The 21,643-nt window shown below is 61.8% G+C and carries 22 protein-coding genes and 1 tRNA gene; 18 read left to right on the top strand and 5 right to left on the bottom strand.

From position 1 onward, the window contains the following. Positions 1 to 3: 3 nt before the first annotated feature. From ACLRDN_RS15055 to ACLRDN_RS15035, 5 genes are all read left to right on the top strand, one after another. Positions 4 to 1,362, top strand: a complete 1,359-nt coding sequence (locus tag ACLRDN_RS15055; protein WP_413456941.1) for a replicative DNA helicase — start codon at positions 4 to 6, stop codon at positions 1,360 to 1,362. Between the two features lie 282 nt (positions 1,363 to 1,644). After that, on the top strand, positions 1,645 to 2,430 hold the full coding sequence (locus ACLRDN_RS15050) for a hypothetical protein (protein ID WP_413456940.1): 786 nt from the start codon (positions 1,645 to 1,647) through the stop codon (positions 2,428 to 2,430). Positions 2,431 to 2,507: 77 nt separating this feature from the next. After that, positions 2,508 to 3,656: a phage baseplate assembly protein gene (locus ACLRDN_RS15045; RefSeq protein WP_413456939.1), complete on the top strand. Its 1,149-nt coding sequence runs from the start codon at positions 2,508 to 2,510 to the stop codon at positions 3,654 to 3,656. Continuing rightward, positions 3,656 to 4,279 carry a phage baseplate assembly protein V gene (locus tag ACLRDN_RS15040; RefSeq protein ID WP_413456938.1) on the top strand — a complete coding sequence of 208 codons (624 nt, stop codon included), beginning with the start codon at positions 3,656 to 3,658 and terminating at the stop codon, positions 4,277 to 4,279. Before ACLRDN_RS15045 ends, ACLRDN_RS15040 begins: the two co-directional genes overlap by 1 nt. Positions 4,280 to 4,301: 22 nt before the next feature. Further along, on the top strand, positions 4,302 to 4,523 hold the full coding sequence (locus ACLRDN_RS15035) for a hypothetical protein (protein ID WP_413456937.1): 222 nt from the start codon (positions 4,302 to 4,304) through the stop codon (positions 4,521 to 4,523). 432 nt (positions 4,524 to 4,955) lie between these two features. Here ACLRDN_RS15035 and ACLRDN_RS15030 read toward each other — a convergent pair whose 3' ends face one another. The 4 genes from ACLRDN_RS15030 to ACLRDN_RS15015 form a co-directional block, all read right to left on the bottom strand. Then, the gene (locus ACLRDN_RS15030) at positions 4,956 to 5,621 is read right to left on the bottom strand and encodes a hypothetical protein (protein WP_413456936.1); all 666 of its coding nucleotides are present in this window, start codon (positions 5,619 to 5,621) and stop codon (positions 4,956 to 4,958) included. A gap of 149 nt (positions 5,622 to 5,770) precedes the next feature. Beyond that, a tRNA-Ser gene (locus ACLRDN_RS15025) sits at positions 5,771 to 5,860 on the bottom strand. Between the two features lie 112 nt (positions 5,861 to 5,972). Then, positions 5,973 to 6,761 carry an SDR family oxidoreductase gene (locus ACLRDN_RS15020; RefSeq protein WP_413456935.1) on the bottom strand — a complete coding sequence of 263 codons (789 nt, stop codon included), beginning with the start codon at positions 6,759 to 6,761 and terminating at the stop codon, positions 5,973 to 5,975. A 97-nt stretch (positions 6,762 to 6,858) separates the two neighbouring features. Next, positions 6,859 to 7,008, bottom strand: coding sequence for a hypothetical protein (locus ACLRDN_RS15015; protein ID WP_413456934.1), 150 nt, complete (start codon positions 7,006 to 7,008; stop codon positions 6,859 to 6,861). A 12-nt stretch (positions 7,009 to 7,020) separates the two neighbouring features. On the opposite strand from ACLRDN_RS15015, the gene ACLRDN_RS15010 reads away from it, so the two are divergent. Next, the gene (locus tag ACLRDN_RS15010) at positions 7,021 to 7,785 is read left to right on the top strand and encodes a sulfite exporter TauE/SafE family protein (protein ID WP_413456933.1); all 765 of its coding nucleotides are present in this window, start codon (positions 7,021 to 7,023) and stop codon (positions 7,783 to 7,785) included. 21 nt (positions 7,786 to 7,806) lie between these two features. Here ACLRDN_RS15010 and ACLRDN_RS15005 read toward each other — a convergent pair whose 3' ends face one another. Beyond that, positions 7,807 to 8,745 carry a LysR substrate-binding domain-containing protein gene (locus tag ACLRDN_RS15005; RefSeq protein WP_413456932.1) on the bottom strand — a complete coding sequence of 313 codons (939 nt, stop codon included), beginning with the start codon at positions 8,743 to 8,745 and terminating at the stop codon, positions 7,807 to 7,809. Positions 8,746 to 9,040: 295 nt separating this feature from the next. Here ACLRDN_RS15005 and ACLRDN_RS15000 point away from each other — a divergent pair, with 295 nt between their 5' ends. The 12 genes from ACLRDN_RS15000 (at position 9,041) to ACLRDN_RS14945 (ending at position 21,629) form a co-directional block, all read left to right on the top strand. Further along, positions 9,041 to 9,901: a MaoC family dehydratase N-terminal domain-containing protein gene (locus ACLRDN_RS15000; protein ID WP_413456931.1), complete on the top strand. Its 861-nt coding sequence runs from the start codon at positions 9,041 to 9,043 to the stop codon at positions 9,899 to 9,901. A 43-nt stretch (positions 9,902 to 9,944) separates the two neighbouring features. Further along, positions 9,945 to 11,111, top strand: a complete 1,167-nt coding sequence (locus ACLRDN_RS14995) for an acyl-CoA dehydrogenase family protein (protein WP_413456930.1) — start codon at positions 9,945 to 9,947, stop codon at positions 11,109 to 11,111. Positions 11,112 to 11,119: 8 nt separating this feature from the next. Next, positions 11,120 to 12,523 carry an MmgE/PrpD family protein gene (locus tag ACLRDN_RS14990; protein WP_413456929.1) on the top strand — a complete coding sequence of 468 codons (1,404 nt, stop codon included), beginning with the start codon at positions 11,120 to 11,122 and terminating at the stop codon, positions 12,521 to 12,523. Positions 12,524 to 12,577: 54 nt separating this feature from the next. After that, the gene (locus ACLRDN_RS14985) at positions 12,578 to 13,768 is read left to right on the top strand and encodes a CaiB/BaiF CoA transferase family protein (protein ID WP_413456928.1); all 1,191 of its coding nucleotides are present in this window, start codon (positions 12,578 to 12,580) and stop codon (positions 13,766 to 13,768) included. Continuing rightward, positions 13,768 to 14,607, top strand: a complete 840-nt coding sequence (locus ACLRDN_RS14980; protein WP_413456927.1) for an HpcH/HpaI aldolase/citrate lyase family protein — start codon at positions 13,768 to 13,770, stop codon at positions 14,605 to 14,607. Before ACLRDN_RS14985 ends, ACLRDN_RS14980 begins: the two co-directional genes overlap by 1 nt. Positions 14,608 to 14,700: 93 nt before the next feature. Beyond that, positions 14,701 to 16,011, top strand: coding sequence for an ABC transporter substrate-binding protein (locus ACLRDN_RS14975; protein WP_413456926.1), 1,311 nt, complete (start codon positions 14,701 to 14,703; stop codon positions 16,009 to 16,011). 19 nt (positions 16,012 to 16,030) lie between these two features. Continuing rightward, complete coding sequence (locus ACLRDN_RS14970) at positions 16,031 to 16,936, top strand: branched-chain amino acid ABC transporter permease (RefSeq protein WP_413456925.1); 906 nt, start codon at positions 16,031 to 16,033, stop codon at positions 16,934 to 16,936. Continuing rightward, entirely contained in the window at positions 16,936 to 17,925 is a 990-nt protein-coding gene (locus tag ACLRDN_RS14965; protein WP_413456924.1) for a branched-chain amino acid ABC transporter permease, read from the top strand. Before ACLRDN_RS14970 ends, ACLRDN_RS14965 begins: the two co-directional genes overlap by 1 nt. Beyond that, positions 17,922 to 18,662 carry an ABC transporter ATP-binding protein gene (locus ACLRDN_RS14960; protein WP_413456923.1) on the top strand — a complete coding sequence of 247 codons (741 nt, stop codon included), beginning with the start codon at positions 17,922 to 17,924 and terminating at the stop codon, positions 18,660 to 18,662. Before ACLRDN_RS14965 ends, ACLRDN_RS14960 begins: the two co-directional genes overlap by 4 nt. 1 nt (position 18,663) lies before the next feature. Next, entirely contained in the window at positions 18,664 to 19,341 is a 678-nt protein-coding gene (locus ACLRDN_RS14955) for an ABC transporter ATP-binding protein (protein ID WP_413456922.1), read from the top strand. A gap of 64 nt (positions 19,342 to 19,405) precedes the next feature. Then, on the top strand, positions 19,406 to 20,848 hold the full coding sequence (locus tag ACLRDN_RS14950; RefSeq protein ID WP_413456921.1) for an aldehyde dehydrogenase family protein: 1,443 nt from the start codon (positions 19,406 to 19,408) through the stop codon (positions 20,846 to 20,848). 10 nt (positions 20,849 to 20,858) lie between these two features. After that, positions 20,859 to 21,629, top strand: coding sequence for an SDR family oxidoreductase (locus ACLRDN_RS14945; protein WP_413456920.1), 771 nt, complete (start codon positions 20,859 to 20,861; stop codon positions 21,627 to 21,629). Positions 21,630 to 21,643 lie beyond the last annotated feature (14 nt).

The following is a 21,643-nucleotide window of genomic DNA, read 5'->3' as shown; positions in this document are numbered from 1 at the left end:
CCAGTGCAAGCCACTCCCTATGCCCATGAAGCCGAGCAATCCGTCTTGGGAGCGCTGTTGCTCGACAACGGTGCAGCGGACCGCATCGGGGATCTGAAGGCAAAGCATTTCTACCGCGCGGACCATCAGGCGATCTTCACCGAGGCGATTTCGCTCATCTCGAAGGGGGAGCCGGCTGACGTAATCTCGATCTGGGAGCGTTTGCAGGCCCGTGGAGACGTTTTTGACGGCGAGCTGCTGCCATACATCCACCGGATCGCCCAAAACACTCCTAGCAGCGAAAACGTTCACCACTATGCAAGCATCGTGGTTGAAAAGGCATTGCTGCGCGGGCTGCTCCACGTTACCGGCCAGGTTGAGGAGCTGGTCCGCAATCCGCGCGGCCAGAGCGCAGATCAGATCTTGGAAAAGGTGGTCGGCATGGTCAATTCGTTGGCTGCCCGCCGCGTTCGCCAGGAGCCCACGCTGATCAATGAGCTGCTGGTGACATTGATCGAGCAGGCCGCTGAACGCTCCGAGGTTGGAGACGACGCAATGGCGACGGGGATTGCTTCCCTGGATGCTCAGTTGAATGGCGGGGTGAGGCGTGGTCAGTTGGTGATCTTCGCGGGGCGCCCGAGCATGGGCAAGACGGCCCTGTCAATCGATGTGGCTTTGAACATCGCTGAGCGTCACAGTGCATTGCTGTTCAGCATGGAAATGAGCTCCCAAGAAATCGCAGCCAGGGCGCTCGCGAATCGCGGCGGGGTGTCGCTGTCTCGGATCCTCGGTCGCATTGATGATACTGACGCTCAGTCCTGGGGAGCTGTAACGCATGGCTGCAGCCGGCTCAATCAGCTTCGATTCGCCATTGATGACACTGCGGCCATCAGCCTGCTCGAACTGCGCTTGCGGGCGAAGGCATGGAAGCGCCGGCACGGGCTCGATCTGATCGTCGTGGATTACCTCGGGCTCATGACCGGCGGCGAGGGCGAGAAGCGGCATGAGCAAATCGGCTCCTACTCACGCGGACTCAAGGCACTGGCGAAAGAGTTGGATGTGTGCGTTTTGGCGCTCGCGCAGCTCAATCGCAAATCCGAAGACCGCGCAGATCGCCGTCCCCAGCTCTCCGATTTGCGGGATTCCGGCGAAATCGAACAAGACGCCGATGTCGTGGTGCTGATCCATCGTCCCGAAATGCACGATCCGACCAACGAGGCCTTGCGCGGGTTTGCTGAGGCCTTGGTGCGCAAGCAGCGTAATGGCGCGCTGGGCGATATCCCTTTGAAATTCAAGGGCGCTACTTCGCGCTTCGAGGAATGGGCGGGGCCAATCCCCACCACAACACCGCAGAAGAGCGGCTGGAAGGGCGGCTATGACTAGAAAAAAGGCGGGGCGGGCACGCTATTGCGAATGCTGCGGTGATCGCTTCAGGACTGGCGGTCAGGCAACGCAAGGCATTTGCCACGCCTGCACGGCGATTGCCTTGGAAATCATTCGGGTTTGTGGTCCCGAGTGGGTTACGACGGAATCTGTTCTCTTTGCCCGCAACAGGGAACGTTTGCAGCCGCTGATTCGAGCCAGTACACGGGAAGGCTCTGCGGCATTGTTTGGTGGGGTAGCGAATCACTACCCCACCGTGAAAACCGATCGAAAGGTATGACCATGGAAAAGAATTCTGAGATGAAGGGCGTTAAGCCACTGTTCTCCCTAAATGCCGAGACGCTGGCGGCTATCGCGACGCTTCAACAGGCACTCGATATGCGGCAGCGTATCGATAAGGCGATTTCGGAGACGCAAGTGGATACCGCGCAGGCAGAGTATGACGAAGCGATTCGGGATCAGGCCGAGGCCGAAGCGGGGCTGGTGTTGATCGAGACTCGTGAGCAGGCAATAGATGCGGAAAAGATCGTCGCGGCAGCAACGCGGAAGGTCGAAAAGAAGCTGCAGGCCCTTGAGCGTGAAAAGCGCTTGTTGGAGGCGCTCTACGTCAAAGCCAAGCAGGCGGACGATGAAATTCAGACTACCAGGGGCGCGCTCACCGCAGAGGCGAGCATTCTGGCCGAGAACTTCCGCGCTGATTTCGCTGAGCGCTTGGCGGTCCTTGTGGGGGATGTTGTTGCACTTCTGAAGCAAGCGTATGCGGCGCAGACTGTGCTCCATAGTCAGTCCTTGGGGCGCGTCCTGAGTGAATTCAAAATCCCTGATCCGCAAGATGCAAGTGGGATGTATGCCCTTCTGGATGGAGGTATGGCTCGCGTGGGCAATGCGCATGTACCGCTGGCCAGCGCATGGCGTGACGATCCGGACGCGGTTGCCGTTGCTGCGGCCCTCGCGCCGCTCAGCGAGGCGAGCAACAAGGGTTATGCGCATAAGAGTTTCGTTCCACCCAATCAGCGACCGCGGCCGTACGTCCTCCGAGGTTACGGCACGCAAGGTATTGGCAAATGATTTGCCGAGTCTTTGGCTAGGTATTTTTGAGGATGCCTATCGGTGGGCGTCCTCATTAGATTCAGGATGGGATTTCAATGAAAAACAAAGATGAAGTTAGGCTAATAATCGGTGGTTACGAAATATCGTCATGGACCAGCGTTGAGGTATATCAGGGAATGGAGAACCTCCCCAATGGGGCAATTCTTGAACTCGCTGAGTTATACCGGGCAGACAGGGAGGTAACGGCTATCGCTCCTGGAGATTACGTCGAAATTCGGTCGGGCGACGACGCCTTGATCAAAGGATATGTGGATGAGTATCGCATCGCCATGTCTTCCGGAAATCGTTCTGCTGCTCTGTCCATCCGGGGAAAGTGTCTGGATCTCACGGACTGCTCTGCTGAATGGGTCAATGGACAGCTTTCGTTTGTCAATGCGTATGAAATTGCAAAGAAGTTGGTCGATCCATATGGACGTGTCTCTAGTAGGTCGGGAAAAGGAAGGAAGGTCCATCCAATTGAGGTGATATCTGCGGTGGACCCAGAAGAGTTACGAATTATTCAGCAATTGAATGTTTTGGTTGGTGAGACGCCATTCGATATTTTGTCGCGTGTCTGTCGCTATAGTGCCCTGCGTTTCTATGAAAATTCGGATGGAAATCTGGTTTTGTCTCGGGCAGGAACATCTACGATGTCAAGCGGGTTTGAAGAAGGCGTTAATGTGGAGTCCGCCTATATCTCTCGATCAGAAAAAGAGCGCTACAGCGAATATCGATGCCACATTTCTTCCATCATGAATGGCCTTGATGGTAGCGATTTGGGGAATGTCTTGGGAGGAAGTTTCGATTTTGGTGTCAAGAGAAATCGAAAGAAATTCATTGTTGCAGAGGCTACCGCAGGCTTTGCTGAACTCTGTATCCAGAGAGCCGTTTGGGAGCGCAATGCGCGAAATGGCGCGTCAGAGACAATCCATCTTACTACCGATAATTGGCGCGACAGTGCAGGGCGTCTCTGGGAGCCCAACATGCTTGTTGATGTTTGGCTTCCGTCACTCCGAATGAGGGTGCCAGTAAGGTGGCTGATAAGTTCGGTGAATTTCAAGAAGGGTTTGAATGGAACTTATGCCGAGCTGGAGATTGTTCATCCGGATACTTTTAGTCCCGCCCCAATGGCCTTGGAGGTATCCAATTTGGTGGATACGAGTTCGATTTTTAGCGCAGATTATGCACCTTCTTGGGAGCGATAATGGGTATTAAATTTGCCGAGGACACAGCTACTCAGCGCTTGTATCGGCGGCTGTTGAATGTGTTTGGGAAGGCCCGGGTAAAAATCGTAAATGATGCCGGGGATGCGCAGATGATCCAGGCGCGGTTTGGTGGAGATGAGCTTATCGATAGGCTGCCGCGTTTCGCCGAGTTTGGATTTACCTCGGTACCTCCGAATGATAGCGAGGTTTTGGCGATATTTTTGGCTGGTGATAGAAGTAATGCCGCTGTTATTGCGAGCCATCACAGCGGATCAAGGCCGAGAAATCTGAATGAAGGAGAGAGTGCAATATTCAATCAGGTAGGAGTTCGTATCCTGCTGACCAAAGATGGTTTGGTAATCGAAGGAGCCGGTTTGCCAGTAACGATAAATGGGACGCCGAATCTGACAGTTAACGCCAGCAATGGAGTTCACTTGAATACACCTAAACTTTCGGTCAGCGGAGATATTGAAGCAACTGGCAACATTACTGATCAGATGGGGGCGGAAGGAAAGTCCATGGCAAGTATGCGGCAACTTTACAACGAGCATACCCATCAGGTTATCGGGGTTCAGGCTGGCAGTTCCAACGTGGTTTCCGAGCATCCTGGGCAGCAGGCGTGAAATAAAATATTCGGAGGAAAAGATGGATCAAGAAATTCAGTTTGTAAATATCGTGCCGCGTCAAAGGACGCACGAAAGCCACAGAAAGACTGAGAGCGCTTATGGTGCAAGACTCAAGGTAAAGGTGCGTAATCTGAATGGGGGTGGCGCGGAACAAGGTCTCGCAGTCCCTATCCGCGGCACGGACTTGGGCGGGGCCGACTTCAAGGTAAATATTCGCGAATGCAATTCGGACTGGTGGTGACCGCTCTCTGTCTACTCGACATCTTCTCCTGGGCTCAGGAGAAGAGTTAGGGTCGGATTTCAAATCCGATCCTTCAAGGGGGGGGGCTAGTGGAAAGAGCGATATATACGGAGGGGGTCCCTCTTGGGACTTTGATGAATCGTGGGCATTGCGCATCGCGTTGTATCCCCAGCTATGAAGTTTTGAAATTTGGGTAACAAGGTAACAAACCATGGCTAGCATGAGCGCCAGTATCGGTAAGTCGATATTCGCCATCAGTTGCCGCAAAGCCGCTCCAGCTATGGCGCAGGAGCATTTTTTATCGTCGGCGCTTTCGAATTCTAAGCGGCGGATTTTGTTACCCTAGTTGTTACCTTACCGATTAGGGTAACAACTGGGGTAACAAAACAGGGTAACAACTCAGGTAACAAACCGATCGGGAATGATAGGGCGTCAAGAGAACCCCGGAAAGGCAAACGCTAACTGGGCGCCCATCGAAGGCAACTGGCTTTTCGAAAGCTTAACGCTCCCCCTTTCCGGAATAAAGGATCGGGGAATCCTCTCGATTCCATCGAAAATCGAGTCCTGAACTTTGAGGCTCGCTGCCGCCCTTGATATTCGTTGGATCAACGTGGGGCCAGATATGGCCAAGAAAGTGCTTAGACTGTTCACGTTTTCAAACTTCTCTAGGCTGATTGCATAGGCTGCCGCCTGAGAAAATGTTGCTGCCAATGACAAGTCATTGGTATTGGCAATCTCTTCTAATCGCTCCAGGTGTAAGAGTGCCGTCAGTGGATCCGAATTTTCGGGCGCAGGCAGCGTATCCGCCAGGGAGGGGAGATCATCATCGCCCCACGCCGCCGGCTGATCGATGCTGACGGCGTACCTAACCGATTTGCCGGGGCGGACAGACTGGTTGTAGACGGTGGCCAAGATCCAGTCTTGATCTTGCTTGTTCGAGAAGTCAATTTCTGACTTTCTCTTCTCTCCCAATTCTGCAGCGACGACCCACGCACTGCTCTGGAGCTCTTCAAGTTCAACCTGTCCGCGAGCTTGTCGAACCATGCGACGGAAGTCTGCAATCTTCTCTGATAGGAATTTTTTGAACTGCTGGTACATCAGTTTACCCGAGGTATATGAGTTGCCCCATAGCATACTTTCTCGATGTTACAGGCGTATGAGCGCCTTGCTACCACTCTTTGGTTTGTGGGTGAATTTGTGGGTAGAAATGATAAACGGGCCTGAAAGGCCCGTTCTATATGGTGTTCTGGCGGAGGCTGTGAGATTCGAACTCACGGACGGGTCACCCCGTCGGCAGTTTTCAAGACTGCTGGTTTAAACCGCTCACCCAAACCTCCTTGCGTGGCAGCCGGGCATGGCGCCCGTCGCACGAGGGCCGCATTATACATCACATCACTTGCTTTGCATCCACTCCCTGCAGGATGCAAAGCCCGGCCACCAGAGCCCGCCTCAGAACGTCCCCGGATAAGCTCCGCCATCCATCAGCAGATTCTGCCCCGTGATGAACCCCGCCTGCGCACTGCACAGGTAAGCGCAAGCATCCCCGAACTCGGCCGGATCGCCAAAGCGCCCCGACGGATTGAGCTTGCGGCGGTCGGCCAGCACCTCATCGACCGTACGCCCGCTTTCCTTGGCCGCCCCGGTTGCGGTAGAACGCAAGCGATCCGTCTCGAACGGCCCCGGCAGCAGATTGTTGATGGTCACGTTATGCGCCACCGTCTTGCGCGCCAGCCCCGCCACAAAACCCGTCAGCCCCGAGCGCGCGCCATTGGAAAGCCCCAGGATATCGATCGGTGCCCGCACAGCACTCGAGGTGATGTTGACGATGCGCCCGAAGCCGCGCGCGATCATGCCATCCACCGTCGCCTTGATGAGCTCGATGGGGGTGAGCATGTTGGCATCCACCGCCGCAATCCAGTCGTCCCGCGTCCACTCACGGAAGTCGCCCGGCTTGGGCCCACCGGCATTGGTGACGAGAATGTCCGGGGCAGGGCAGGCGGCCAGCGCCAGGGCGCGTCCTTCCGGGGTGGTGATGTCGCACGCGACCGTGGTGATGATGGCACCGGTGGCGGCAGTCTCCGTGCGAATGGCCTGGGCCGTCGCTTCCAGTGCGTCCGCACCGCGCGCCAGCAGGGTGACATGTACGCCTTCGCGCGCCAGCGAGAGTGCACATGCACGGCCGAGGCCCTTGCTCGATGCGCAGACGAGGGCGGTTTTACCTTTGATGCCGAGATCCATTCTGTCTTCCTTTGCTGAGGGGGAAATTGCATGACTACGCAGACCGCCGGGACAGCCCCGGCCGGCTGCGCTACACTGTCGGGCCTGACGGGCAGCGCTACTTCTTCATCACCATGTAGATGGCCAGCGCAATGAGGGCTACCACGCCCATCTCCAGCGCAAATACGATGACGCCGCTCATGTCAGTCTCCTTTTTTTTTATCCTTCGATGCGGCCACTGCATCCTGCAGCCGGCCAGCAGAGGCATCACTGTACACCGATGACGGCTTCCTTGTTTTTCTCCGGCGTAGTCAACTTCCTGCTCGGCGGCCTGCTGGGCGCCATGGGCGGTCTGTTCGGGATCGGCGGCGGCCTCATCGCCATCCCCGTGCTCGGCTACCTCTACGGCATGGACCAGCAACTGGCCCAGGGCACGGCGCTGGTGATGATCGTGCCCAACGTCGTCATCGCCTTCTGGCGCTACAAGCAGCGCAATCACATCCAATGGAGTACCGCTGCCATGATGTGCGTGCCGGCCGTCTTCACCACCTATGTCTCGGCCCGCATCGCCACCGCCATGGCCGCGCGCAGCCTGCATGTCTGCTTTGCCGCCTTCATGGGACTGCTGGCCCTGTATTACCTGTGGACGCTGTTGCGCAACAAGCGCAGCGTGGAGTCGTCGGTGATCCTGTCGCGTCGCTACATTCCATTGGTGGGGATGTCAGCCGGGGCGTCGGCCGGCTTCTTCAGTGTGGGGGGCGCCATCGTCGCCGTGCCTTTGCTGACGGCCTTGTTCGGCGTCACGCAGACCGCTGCGCAAGGCCTGGGGCTGGCCATGGTTACGCCTGGCACGCTGGTGGCCCTGTGGACCTATGCCCATGCGGGGCACGTGGACTGGTCGGTGGGGATACCCATGGCGCTGGGCGGCGTGCTCAGCATCTCCTGGGGCGTGGCCCTGGCGCACCATCTGCCGGAACGGCGCCTGCGCATCCTCTTCTGCGCGGCGCTCTTGCTGCTGTCGGTCTGGATGATGATCGGCGGCTGAGGCTGTCTTGGCCGCTGGGCCTCAGGCGAATTTTTTCTCCAGGACGGGGGGGGCGGCCTCGGTGGGCTGCTGGCTCATCTGCTCGCGGATGAAGTCCACCAGGTTGCGCGCATGCGGCGAAAGCGTCTCCATGGACTGGAACACCATGCTGCGCTCGCGCACGCTCCACGGATCGTTCAATTCCACCACCGACAACTGCATGGTCTGCTGATGCCGCTGTGCCGCCGAGCGCGGCATGATGCCGATGCCGACATTGGTTTCGATCATGCGGCACATGGCTTCAAAGCTGCGCACCTGGATGCGCAGCTTGAGCCGTTGCCCGTGCCCTGACACGATCTTGTTGAGGAAGTGATGCAGGGTGCTGCCCTCGTGCAGGCCGATGTGTTCGTACTCCAGCGTATCGAGGAAGGGAAGGCTGCCCGCGCCCGCCAGCGGATGTTCCAGCGCGGTGGCCAGCACCAGCCTGTCGGTAGAAAAGTTGAGCACCTGCAGCCCATCCCCCTGTACGGGGCCGGCCACGATGCCGATGTCGGCCGTACCTTCCTGGATGCCGCGCAGGATGTCGTGGTTCAGCCGCTCTTCGAGGGCGACGTTGACCTGCGGATGCCTGGCCAGGAACTTGCCCAGGATCTCGGGCATGAATTCGGTCACCGCCGTGGTGTTGGCAAAGATGCGGATGTAGCCCTTGATGCCGTTGTTGTACTGCTGCATGTCGCTCTTCAAATGCTCGACCTGCTGCATGAAAAGCTGCGCGTGATGCAGCAGCGTATGCCCGGCCGGCGTGAGCTGTACGCCCTTGCTCTCGCGATAGAGCAGACGGGTGCCAAAGCGCGTTTCGAGTTCCTTGATGCGATTGCTGGTGGCGGCCAGCGAGAGATTCATGCGCTCGGCGCTGCGGGTGAGGCTGTTGAGTTCGGCGATCAGGATGAACAGGCGCAGGTCGGTCAGGTCGAAAAGCATGATGTCTCCCGGAAAGAATCGGTGAGGAGGGCAACTGCCCTGCGGCAAGCCGGCCCATCCCATGTTGCGGCACGCCGTCAACATCGGTCCGCGCGTGCTCTCGTTGGCTGCCCATGGTACGCCGATTTGCAAAATTGCACGGCCTGAAATGCGGACGACTTGTGATGCGATGCCGCATCCCTTTGTCGTGTGTGACTTCAGTTCTGCGTAAGCCCCCCTTCCAAAAATACAGATTGTCCTCGGCGTGGGGACGCCACAGACTGGCGCCCAACCAACAACCACGATGCGATGAGACATGTCCCACCCCGACCTCGATCTCACCCTGCTGCGGCAGTGGCTGGACAAGACCGAAACGCGCCACGACCAGATCAGCCCGGCCTTGGCGGCAGCGCTGGCGGCCACGCTGGACGGTCCGCGCCAGCCGCAGGTCGGCGATGCGCTGCCGCCGCTGTGGCACTGGATCTATTTCTGGAGCGTGTGCCGCCAGTCGGAAGTGGGCGCGGATGGCCATCCGCAGCGCGGCGGTTTCCTGCCGCCGGTGCCCTTGCCGCGCCGCATGTGGGCCGGGGGACGGCTGCGATTTGCAGCGCCCCTGCCCATTGGCGCTGCGGCTGAGAAGACCTCGCGCATCGCCAGTGTGGACGTCAAGCAGGGACGCACCGGCGCGCTGGCCTTCGTCACCGTGCAGCACACCCTCCGCCATCAGGGCCAGCTGTGCCTGACCGAAGAGCATGACATCGTCTACCGCGACCTGCCGCAGCCAGGTGCCCCGGCGGTGGTGCCGAAGAGCGCGCCCACCGATGCGCGCTGGTCGCGCCGCGTGGAGCCGGACCCGGTGCTGCTGTTCCGGTATTCAGCGCTGACCTTCAACGGCCATCGCATCCATTACGACCGCAGCTATGTCACCGAGGTGGAGGGCTATCCCGGCCTCATCGTCCATGGCCCGCTGATCGCCACCTTGCTGGCCGACCTGGTGGCGCGTGAAATGCCGCAGGCGGTGATGCGCGAGTTCAACTTCCGTTCGGTGGGCACCCTGTTCGATACCGAACCCTTCACGCTGTGCGGCAAGCCCGCTGCCGATGGCAAGAGCGTCGCACTGTGGGCGCAGAACGAACGTGGCGAGCTGGCGATGCAGGCCGAAGCCCTGCTGGACTGATACAAGATAAATCATTTATAGAATTTGTAGACGGAGCCCCCTCATGTCGTATCAAGCCGTCCCCGATGCCTACACCGACCTGCGCGATGCCGTGCGTGACCTGTGCCAGACCTTCCCTGCGGAGTACTGGCGCAAGGTGGACGAAGCACGCGGCTATCCCGAGCAGTTCGTCGATGCCCTCACCAAGGCCGGCTGGATGGCGGCCCTGATCCCGCAGGAATACGGCGGCTCCGGACTGGGGCTGACCGAAGCCTCGGTCATCATGGAAGAGATCAATCGTACCGGCGGCAATTCCGGCGCCTGCCACGGCCAGATGTACAACATGGGCACGCTGCTGCGCCATGGCTCCGAACAGCAGAAGCAGCAATACCTGCCCAAGATCGCCAGCGGCGAAATGCGCCTGCAGTCGATGGGCGTGACCGAGCCCACCACCGGCACCGACACCACGCGCATCAAGACGGTGGCGGTCAGGAAGGGCGATCGTTACGTGGTCAATGGCCAGAAGGTCTGGATCTCGCGGGTCCAGCATTCGGACCTGATGATCCTGCTCGCCAGGACCACTCCGCTGGATCAAGTGAAGAAGAAGTCCGAGGGCATGTCGATCTTCCTGGTGGACCTGAAAGCCGCCATCGGCAAGGGTTTGGAGGTGCGGCCCATCCTCAACATGGTCAATCATGAGACCAATGAACTTTTCTTCGACAACCTGGAAATCCCTGCCGAGAACCTGATCGGCGAAGAGGGGCGCGGCTTCAGGTACATCCTCGACGGCCTCAATGCCGAGCGCACCCTGATCGCCGCCGAGTGCATCGGCGACGGCTACTGGTTCATCGACAAGGCCACGGCCTATGCCAACGAGCGCGTGGTCTTTGATCGCCCCATCGGCATGAATCAGGGCGTGCAGTTCCCCATTGCCGATGCCTACATCGAGATCGAGGCCGCCAACCTGATGCGCTACCAGGCTTGCGCGCTCTTCGATGCGCACCAGAACTGCGGGGCCCAGGCCAACATGGCCAAGTACCTGGCGGCCAAGGCCTCGTGGGAGGCGGCCAACGTCTGCCTGCAGACCCATGGCGGTTTCGGTTTTGCCTGCGAATACGACGTCGAGCGCAAGTTCCGCGAGACGCGGCTGTACCAGGTGGCACCGATTTCGACCAACCTGATTTTTTCCTACGTGGCCGAGCACATCCTCGGTCTGCCCCGTTCCTTCTGAGGCCCGCCATGCAAGCCAGTGCAATGATGTCCACCCATGGTGCAGAAAACGTCAGGGCCGATGCGCACCCCTCGCGCCTGCTGGCGGCCTTCCTCGCCGGGCTGCGGTATGAGGATATTCCGTCAGCGGTGATCGCCCGCGCCGAAGATCTCTACCTCGACTGGTTCGCCTCGGCGCTGGCCGGCAAGACGGCACGCCAGGTCGGCATCATCGAACGTTATGCAGCGCAGATGGGGCCGCAGCAAGGGCCATCGACCATCCTCACCAGCCGTCGCGGGACCACGCCTTACTTTGCCGCGCTGGTCAATGGCGCGGCCTCCCATGTGGTGGAGCAGGATGACGTCCACAATGGCTCGGTATTTCATCCGGCGGCCGTGGTGTTTCCGGCGGCACTGGCGGCTGCGCAGGCGCTGGGCAAGTCGGGTGCGGACCTGCTGGTGGCGGCCGTGGTCGGCTATGAGGCGGGCATTCGCATCGGTGAATTCATGGGCCGCTCACACTACCGGGTCTTCCACACCACCGGCACCGTGGGCACGCTGGCGGCTGCGGTGGCTGTGGGCAAGCTCATGGAGTTCGATGCGCAGCAGTTCCTGCATGCCATGGGCTCGGCGGGAACGCAGGCGGCGGGCTTGTGGGAATTCCTGCGCGATGCGGCCGATTCCAAACAGCTGCATACCGGCAAGGCGGCGGCCGATGGATTGTTGGCGGCCTACCTGGCCAAGGACGGCTTCACCGGCGCGCAACGCATCCTGGAAGGGGCGCAGGGCATGGCCGCAGGCATGTCGAGCGACGCCGATCCTTCCCGTCTCACCGATGGCCTGGGCACCCGCTGGGCCACGGCGGAAACCTCCTTCAAGTTCCACGCCTCCTGCCGCCATACCCATCCGGCCGCCGATGCCCTGCAATTGCTGATGCAGCGCGAGGGCCTGCATCACGGCCAGATCGCCACCGTGACCACGCGCGTGCACCAGGGCGCCATCGACGTGCTGGGACCGGTGGTCGATCCGCAGACGGTGCACCAGGCCAAGTTTTCCATGGGCACGGTATTGGGCTTGATCGCCGTACATCAACAGGCGGGCCTGGGCGAATTCGAACAGCAGGCCTTGAGCGATCCGCGCGTGGCGCAGTTCCGCCAGAAGGTGCAGATGCGCCTGGATAGCGAAGTCGATCAGGCCTATCCGGCGCGCTGGTTGGGCCGGGTGGAAGTGGTCACCATTGACGGCCGCCACTTCGAGGCCGCCGTCGACGTCCCCAAGGGCGATCCTGGCAACACCTTGTCGCGGCCTGAACTGGAGCAGAAGGCCGCACGCCTGATCCGCTTCTCGCAGGCGGCTACCGAGTCCGAGATCGGCGAGATCATTGCACGCGCCTGGCGCCTGCATGAGACGCGCGACCTGCAGCAGCTGTTCTGAAGCCGCACCGCATTCCATCATCCCGACGCGCAACGAACGCCAGGAGAACACGCCATGTCGCAAACCAACCGCCCGCTGGAGGGCATCACCGTCATCAGCCTGGAACACGCCATCGCCGCACCGTTCTGCACGCGCCAGCTGGCCGATCTCGGTGCCCGGGTCATCAAGATCGAGCGGCCCAGGGTGGGTGACTTTGCGCGGGGCTACGACACGCGCGTCAACGGACTGTCCTCACACTTTGTCTGGACCAACCGCTCCAAGGAAAGCCTGACCCTCAACCTCAAGGATGAAGAGGGCAAGCGCATCATCGACCAGCTGCTGGCCGAGGCCGACGTCCTGGTACAGAACCTGGCACCGGGCGCTGCCGCCGGTCTGGGCCTGTCGGCCAAGGTGCTGCAGGCCAGGCATCCGGGCCTGATCGTCTGCGACATTTCCGGCTATGGCGAGGACGGTCCCTATCGCGACAAGAAAGCCTATGACCTGCTGATCCAGAGCGAGGCCGGTTTCCTCTCGGTCACCGGTACGCCGGAGGAAGTGGTCAAGGCCGGTTGCTCGATTGCCGACATCGCCGCCGGCATGTACGCATATTCCAACATCCTGGCGGCCCTCATCAAGCGCGGGCGCGACGGACGCGGCAGCCATATCGACCTGTCTATGCTGGAGGCGCTCACCGAGTGGATGAGTTTCCCGCTGTATTACGCCTACCAGGGCGCCAGTGCGCCGGGGCGTTCGGGCGCCGAACACGCCACCATCTATCCCTACGGACCCTTCGTGGCGGGCGATGGCAAGACCGTCATGCTGGGTTTGCAGAACGAGCGCGAGTGGAAGGTCTTCTGCGAGGTGGTGCTGCAGGATGCGGCGCTGGCCATCGATGCGCGCTTCTCCAGCAATGCGCGCCGGCATGAGCATCGCGAAGCGCTGCGCCAGCTGATCCTGGGCATGTTCGCTGACATGACGGCCGAGCAGGTGGTGGCGCGGCTGGACCAGGCGCAGATCGCCAACGCGCGCGTGAACACCATGCAGGAACTGTGGCAGCACCCGCAACTGGCTGCTCGTGAACGCTGGGCTGAAGTCGACACGCCCGTGGGCAAGGTCGCCGCACTGCTGCCCCCGGGCGCCAACGATAGCTACGACTACCGCATGGAGGCCATTCCCGCGCTCGGCCAGCATACCGATTCCATCCTCGCCACCCTGGGCTATGACGCGGCTGCCATCACCGCCCTGCGCGAACGGGGAGCCGTGTAATGGCACCGCACATCACTACCGCCAGCAGCTACCTGTTCGTACCGGCCAATCGCCCCGAGCGCTACGCCAAGGCATTGGAGAGCGGCGCCGACGCCGTCATCGTCGACCTCGAAGATGCAGTGGCCTTGCCGCAGAAGGAAGACGCGCGCGCCACCCTGGCGCGCTGGCTGCGCGGCAACGGTCCGCAGCCGCGCCTGTGGGTGCGCATCAACGCGGCCGATACCGTCTGGCATGGCGATGACCTGTTGACGTTTTCTGCACTATCGATGGCGGGCATTGTTCTGCCGAAGGCGGAGGATGCCAAGACGCTGTCTTCCATTGCGCGCCGGCTGGGGCCGGGGCGGGGCCTCATCGCCCTCATCGAGAGCGCCGCCGGGCTGGCCGCCATGCGCGAGATCGCGGCGGTACCGGGTGTGCAGCGGCTGGCCTTCGGTTCCATCGACGCGCAAGTTGACCTGGGCATGCAATGCGGGCCGGAGGAAGAAGAGCTGACGCACTTGCGCATCGAGATGGTGATGGCCTCGCGCCTGGCCGGTATTGCGCCGCCCATCGATGGCGTGACCACGGACTTCAACGACGATGCCTTCCTCACGCGCATGGTGCAGCGGGCCCGGCGCATGGGATTTGGCGCCAAGCTGTGCATCCATCCCCGGCAGGTCGAGGGGGTGCGGCGCGGCTTCATGCCCAGCGAACAGGAACTGGCGTGGGCCGAGGAAGTGATGGCGGCCGTGCGCGCCAGCGATGGTGGCGCCATTTCGCTCAAGGGAAAAATGATCGACAAGCCGGTGATCCTGCAGGCAGAAAAATTCCTGCATCAGGCCGGACGCCTGCCGCATTGAAGGGCAGGGCAGCAGAAAAATCAAAGCAGCCGGACAGGCAGTACCCACAGGCCGCAGCGGGGCGCGGCAGGTTCCATCAACAGGAGGAGAGACATGTTCAACAAGAAAATCATCAGCACCCTGCTGGCCGCCGCATCGGCGCTGGCATTCGCCCAGGGCGCAGCGGCCCAGGCCAAGCCGTCCGAACTGAAGATCGGCATCACCACCTTCACCTCGGGACCGGCCTCGGTATTCGGCGTGCCGGCCAAGCAGGCGGCCGAACTGTACCTGGAAGACCTCAACGCCAAGGGTGGCATCAACGGCGTGAAGGTGGTGCCGACCTTCATCGATGAGGGCGTGGGAGGTGACAAGATGCTCTCCGAATACCGCCGCGTGGTGCAGGAAGAAAAGGTCAAGGTGATGCTGGGCTCCATCTCCAGCGGCAACTGCAACATCCTGGCCCCGGTGGCCGAGGATCTGAAGGTGCTCAACATCCTGTGGGATTGCGGTACCGAGAAGGTGCTGGAAGACCGCCGCTACAAGTACGTGGTGCGCACGCAGGCCAATGCCACCACCGAGATGGTGGCCAGCGTCCTGTACCTGCTGCGCCAGAAACCCAATTTCAAGACCATCGCCGTGGTCAACCAGGATTACGCCTGGGGCCGCGATTCCTGGGAGCTGTTCTCGCACACACTCAAGGTGCTCAAGCCGGACGTGAAAGTGGTGGCCGAGCTGTTCCCCAAGTTCGGCGCCTCCGATTTCTCCACCGAGATCAGCCGCCTGCAAGCCCTGCGTCCGGACGTGATCCTTTCGACCTCCTGGGGCGGCGACCTCGATACCTTCGTGCGCCAGTCGGCCCAGCGCGGGCTGATCAAGTCCTCGCTGTTCGTGCTGCCGCTGGCGGAAAGCTCGCTGGAACGCCTGGGCACGACCCTGCCCGATGGCGTCATCATCGGTGCGCGGGGCGACCATTACTTCCTGCATCCGGTGTTGAAGGATGATCCCAAGCTCAAGGGCTTCGTCGACAAGTTCAAGGCCAGGACCGGCGCCTATCCCATCTATTCGGTCTATCACATGATCCAGGCGCTCGACGGGCTGGTGGCCGGTTACGACAAGGCGATCAAGGCCAACAAGGGACAGTGGCCGAGCACCGAGCAACTGGCCGAGGCCATGCATGGCCTGAGTTTCCGTGGCCTGACCGACCAGGTCACCATCCGCGAGGATGGCCAGGGCCTGGAAGACCAGCTGCTGGGCACGACCAAAAAGGTGGCGGGCTACCCGTTCCCCATCCTCGACAAGATCGAAATCTATCCGGCCGAGATGGCCATCGCGCCAGTCGGCCAGAAGTCGGTGGACTGGGTCAAGACGGTCAAGCCCGAGTTGCTCAAGGACTCGCGCATCAAGACCTTTCCTGCCGTGAACTGACGCGGGACGGACGACGATCATGAATCAGGAATTGTTCCTGCTGGCGGTGCTGGATGGCATCTCCTACGCTGCGCTGCTGTTCCTGGTGGCGCTGGGCATGACGCTGGTGTTTGGCGTCATGCGCATCCTCAACATGGCGCATGGCAGCCTGTATGCCTTCGGCGGCTACTTCGCCGCCACCCTGGGCCTGTGGGCGGCCGCACACGGGCTCTCGCCGGCCTGGTCCTTCCTGTGGCTGGTGGTGGCGGCACTGGTGATCGGGGCCGTGCTGGGCAGCGTCATGGAAGTGCTGCTGCTGCGCCGGCTTTATGAGAAGGAGCAGATCCTGCAACTGCTGGTGACCTTTGCCGCCTTCATGATCTTCGAAGACCTGCAACGCATGATCTGGGGCGCCCAGCCTTACTTCGTCTCGGACATCGTCACCTATCTGGGAGTGGCCGAGATCCTGGGCATCACCTATACGCGCTACCAGTTGATGGTCTTGCCGGGCGTGGCGCTGGTGGTGTTCGTGGGGCTGCGCTGGTTCCTGCGTTCCAGCCGCACCGGGCGCCAGATCGTGGCGGTGGCGCATCACCGCGAGGTGGCCACCGCCATGGGCATCGATGCCAAGCGCATCTGCCTGCTCACTTTCGTGGCCGGGTCCATGCTGGGTGCGCTGGGCGGTGCGCTGGCTTCACCCACGACCTCGCTGGTGCCGGGGGTGGGGGCTGAAATGATCGTGCTGTCCTTCGCCGTGGTGGCCACCGCCGGGCTGGGACAGATCGAGGGCACGCTGGTGACCGCGCTGCTGATCGGCCTGGCGCGTTCGTTCTCGGTGTATCTGCAACCTGAACTGGAGGTGCTGGTGCCTTACCTGATCATGGTGCTGGTGCTGCTGTTCCGTCCGCAAGGACTGTTCTCCGTGGCCCAGGCGAGGAGGGTGTGATGACGCGCGCCAATCTTGCCGGCCTGGTGCTGGCGCTGCTGGCCCTGGCTGCACCGCTGGCCTTGCCGTGGCTGAAGACGCCGGTGGTGATCGCGGCCAGCTTCGGGGTGGCGGCACTGGGCGTGTCGATTCTGATTCGTGCCGGGCAGCTGTCCTTCGGGCATGCCATGTATGCGTGTGCGGCCGGCTACGTCGCGGCCTTCCTGGCGCGTGCGGTGCCGCAGTTGGACAGTGCCGTGCTGCTGCTGGCCGGCACGCTGTGCGGCGCCGTCATGGGCATGCTGATCGGGCTGTTCGTGGTGCGTTACCGTGCGATCTTCTTCGGCATGCTCAACCTGGCCTTGTCGATGGTGCTGTTTTCCATCCTCGGCAAGTTCTACAGCTGGACCGGCGGCACCGACGGCATCCGCCTGACGCGCTCGACCTTCTTCGGCCTGCAACTGGATCGCGATGGATTCGAGACCGGCTTGCTGATCGTCTCGGTGCTGCTCTCGGTCATCGTGGCCCTGCTGGTGCAGCGCTATCAGCAGTCCATTGCGGGGCAGGCCCTGGCGGCGGTCAAGACCAATGAGACCCGGCTCGAATACCTCGGCCTCTCGGCCAACCGGGCTCTGTGGATCGGCTATGTGTTCTCGGCGGCGCTGTGCGGATTGTCCGGAGCGATGTTTGCGCTGATGCAGGGGCTGGTCACGCCCGAGATGGGCTATTGGGTGCGCTCGGGCGAGATCGTCTTCATCTCCATCCTCGGCGGCGTGGGCCATCCGGTGGGGGCCTTCCTGGGGGCGGTGGTGTTCGAGTTCGTCAAGCTGTATTCGGCTGCGCTCTTCACCGGTGCCTGGCAGATGGTGCTGGGGCTGGTGTTGATCGGGCTGGTGTTCTTCATTCCTGGCGGGCTGTCGGGCCTGTTGTTCCGCAAGGCCAAGCCGGTGGCAGTGGCCGGGGACAAGGCTGATGCCAGCGCTGCCGTCATCAAGGAGCTGCGTCCATGAGCGCGTTATTGCAGACCCGTGGCCTGCAGCTGGCCTTCGGCGGCGTGGTGGTGGCCGACAGCATCGATTTCGAATTGCAGCAGGGCGAACGCCTGGCCGTGATCGGGCAGAACGGTGCCGGCAAGACCACTTTCATCAACATCTGCACTGGCTTCATCCGGCCCACCGGCGGCAGCGTCCATTTCGATGGCCGCGACATCACCCGCATGGCGCCGCGTGCCATCGTCCAGCGCGGCATTGGCCGCTCCTTCCAGTTGCCGCAGCTGTTCCTGGAGCATACGGTGCGCGACTGCATCCGCCTGGCGGCCGCCGGCCGTAGCGGCGTCTTGCGGCTGTGGACCCCGCTGGCGCGGGTGCTGCCGGACAGCGAGATCGACCGTATCCTGGAACTGGTCGGCCTGCGCCAGCGTGCCGATGATCTGTGCGCCTTGCTGCCCGAAGGCCAGCGCAAGCTGCTCGACATCGCCATGGCCCTGGTGCTGCAACCCAAGCTGCTGATCATGGATGAACCGACCAGCGGTGTCTCCACCGAAGAGAAGCACGGACTCATGGCCATCATCATGCGCGTGCTGGACGAGCAGAAGATCACCTCCATCTTCGTGGAACACGATGTCGACATCGTCACCCGCTACGCCACCCGCGTGGCCGCCTGGATCTCCGGGCGCATCGCAGCCGATGGCCAGCCGGCCGAGGTATTGGGCAATCCCGAGATCCGCCGCAACGTCATAGAGGAATGAGATGCTGAAGATCCATCGCATCAGCGCACGCATCGCCGGCATCACCGTGCTGCGCCAGATCGAGACCGATTTCGAGGCCGGTGCACTGCTGGCCGTGGTCGGCCGCAACGGCGCCGGCAAGACCACCTTGCTGCGCGCCATCATGGGCTTGCTGCCTTTGCAGGAAGGCAGCATCCACTTTGCCGGGCAGGACCTGGCCAGCGTGCCCGCCCATGGCCGCGCAGCGCTGGGCATCGGCTATGCACCGGAAGACCGGGTGATGTTCCCGACCCTGAGCGTGGAAGACAACCTGCGCCTGCCTTGCGACGTGCTGGGGCTGTCCCGGTCCGAGACCGACCGCCGCCTGCAGAAGGCGGTGGAGGTAGTGCCGCAGCTCAAGGAGATGTTGCCGCGTTCGGGTGCGGCGCTTTCCGGAGGACAGGGCAAGATCGCCGCGCTGGGACGCGCGCTCATGGCTGGCACCCGCCTGGTGCTGCTGGATGAACCCTTCCAGGGCCTGGCGCCGGTACTGGCCACGCAATACGGTGAATCCCTGCGCCGCCTGCGCGAGATCGACAGCCAGGTCTGCGTGGTGGTGACCGAATCCAATCGCAGCCTCTTGCGCGACCTGCCTGATGCCACCCTGATGCTGGAACGCGGCGAACTGGTCGCCAACGGCGAACCAATCCTGGCCCATTGAAGAATTTTTTTCTACAACGCAGGCCGGGTATCGGCGGTCTGCTTACCCATTTGAGGAAGACGCCATGAGTTCCCCCAAGACCCTGTTGATCGATGGCCGCTGGCAGGCGGCTCAAGATGGCCAGGCCATCGACGTGATCGATCCCAGCCATGCCAAGGTGTTCACCCAGATCTCGCGCGGCGGCAAGGCCGATATCGACCTGGCGGTCTCAGCGGCGCGACGCGCGTTGTATGGCGACTGGGGCCGTCTGACGGCCACCGAGCGCGGACGCCTGCTGATGCGCCTGGGCGAGCTGATCCTGGCGCATGCCGAGGAAATCGCGCAACTGGAAGCGCGCGATACCGGCAAGCCCATCACCGTGGCGCGCAATGACGTCAAGGTGGTGGCGCGTTACTTCGAGTTCTACGGCAGTGCCGCCGACAAGATCCACGGCGAGACCATCCCCTATCTGGAGGGCTACAACGTCAGCCTGGTACGCGTGCCGCACGGCGTGACGGCGCACATCATTCCCTGGAACTATCCGGCGCAGATGTTCGGACGCTCGCTGGCGCCGGCCTTGGCGATGGGCAATGCCACCGTGCTCAAGCCCTCGGAAGACGCCTGCCTGTCCGGTATCAAGCTGGCTGAACTGGCGCTGGAGGCGGGCTTCCCGCCCGGCGCGCTGAACCTGGTCACCGGCTTCGGCCATGAGGCCGGTGCTGCCCTGACTGCGCATCCGGGCATCGACTTCGCCACCTTCACCGGCTCGCCGGAAGTGGGGGTGATGGTGCAGGAGGCCACGGCCAAGAATCATATTCCGTGTGTGCTGGAGCTCGGCGGCAAGTCGCCGCAGATCGTCTTCGACGACGTCGACCTGGACAAGGCGGTGCCGGTCATCGTCAAGGCCATCACCCAGAACGCGGGCCAGACCTGCTCCGCAGGCAGCCGCCTGCTGGTCCAGGAAACGATTTACGATCAATTCGTGGCGCGCGTGGCCGAGCGTTTTGCGCAGGTGCGGGTCGGCACGCCCGAGATGGACCTGGATTGCGGCCCCATCGTCAATCGCAAGCAGCGCGACCGGGTACAGGGCTTCATCGATGAAGCCATCGCCTCCGGCGTGCCGGTCCTGGCCCAGGGCGCGCTGGGAGAGGGCATTCCCGGGGACGGCTATTTCGTGCGGCCCACGCTGTTCGGACGCGTGCCGCGCGATCACAAGCTGGCCTGCCGCGAAGTGTTCGGGCCGGTGCTCTCGGCCATGTCCTTCAGCGACGAAGAAGATGCGATCGCCCTGGCCAATGCCACCGAATACGGACTGGCGGCGGGCATCTGGACCGAGAACGGCGGCCGCCAGGCGCGCCTGGCGCAGCGAGTGCTGTCGGGGCAGGTCTTCATCAATTGCTATGGCGCGGGCGGGGGCGTGGAGCTGCCTTTCGGTGGCGTCAAGAAGAGCGGCCATGGCCGCGAGAAGGGCTTGCTGGCGCTGGAAGAGATGAGCACCACCAAGACCATCGTCCACTATTTCAAGTAAGGAGAATCGCATGTCGCAACTTGCAGGCAAGGTCGCCATCGTCACCGGCGCGGCCGGCGGATTCGGCGCGGAAATCGCCCGTGCTTATGTGCGCGAAGGCGCCAGCGTCCTGATCGCTGACATCAATGGCGAAGGTGCACAGGCGCTGGCTGCGCAGCTCGGCCCCAAGGCCGTCGCCGCCACCTGCGACGTCACCAGCGCGGCCGCCGTGCAGTCCGCGGTGCGCCTGTGCGTGGAGCGGTTCGGCATTCCCGACATCGTGGTCAACAATGCCGGTGCCACCCACCGCAACCAGCCCATGCTGCAGGTGGATGAGCAGACTTTCGATCGGGTCTTCGCCATCAACGTCAAATCCATTTTCCACATGACGCATGCCGTGGTGCCGCTCTTGCGTGAGCGCAACCAGCGCGAGCCGGGGCGCGGCGGGGTGATCCTCAATGTCGGTTCGGTGGCCGGCATCCGGCCCCGTCCGGGGCTGACCTGGTACAACAGCTCCAAGGGCGCGGTCAACATGCTCTCCAAGTCAATGGCGGTGGAACTGGCGCCGGACCGCATTCGCGTCAACGCCATCTGCCCGGTCATGGGCGCCACCGGCCTGCTGGAGCAATTCATGGGCATGCCGGATACCCCGGAAAATCGCGCCCGCTTCATCTCCACCATTCCGCTGGGCCGCATGTGCGAAGCCACCGATGTGGCCAACGTGGCGGTATTTTTGGCCACTGACGCATCGCATTTCTTGACCGGGATGGAAGTACCGGTCGATGGCGGTCGTGTAATCTAGGCGTTTTCCAACCA

It is taken from the genome of Herbaspirillum huttiense (genome assembly GCF_047300815.1).
In the GTDB taxonomy this organism is placed as follows: Bacteria; Pseudomonadota; Gammaproteobacteria; order Burkholderiales; family Burkholderiaceae_D; genus Herbaspirillum; species Herbaspirillum huttiense_A.
The sequence above is the reverse complement of the archived record's forward strand: the minus strand, read 5'-3'. Positions and strand labels throughout refer to the sequence as shown.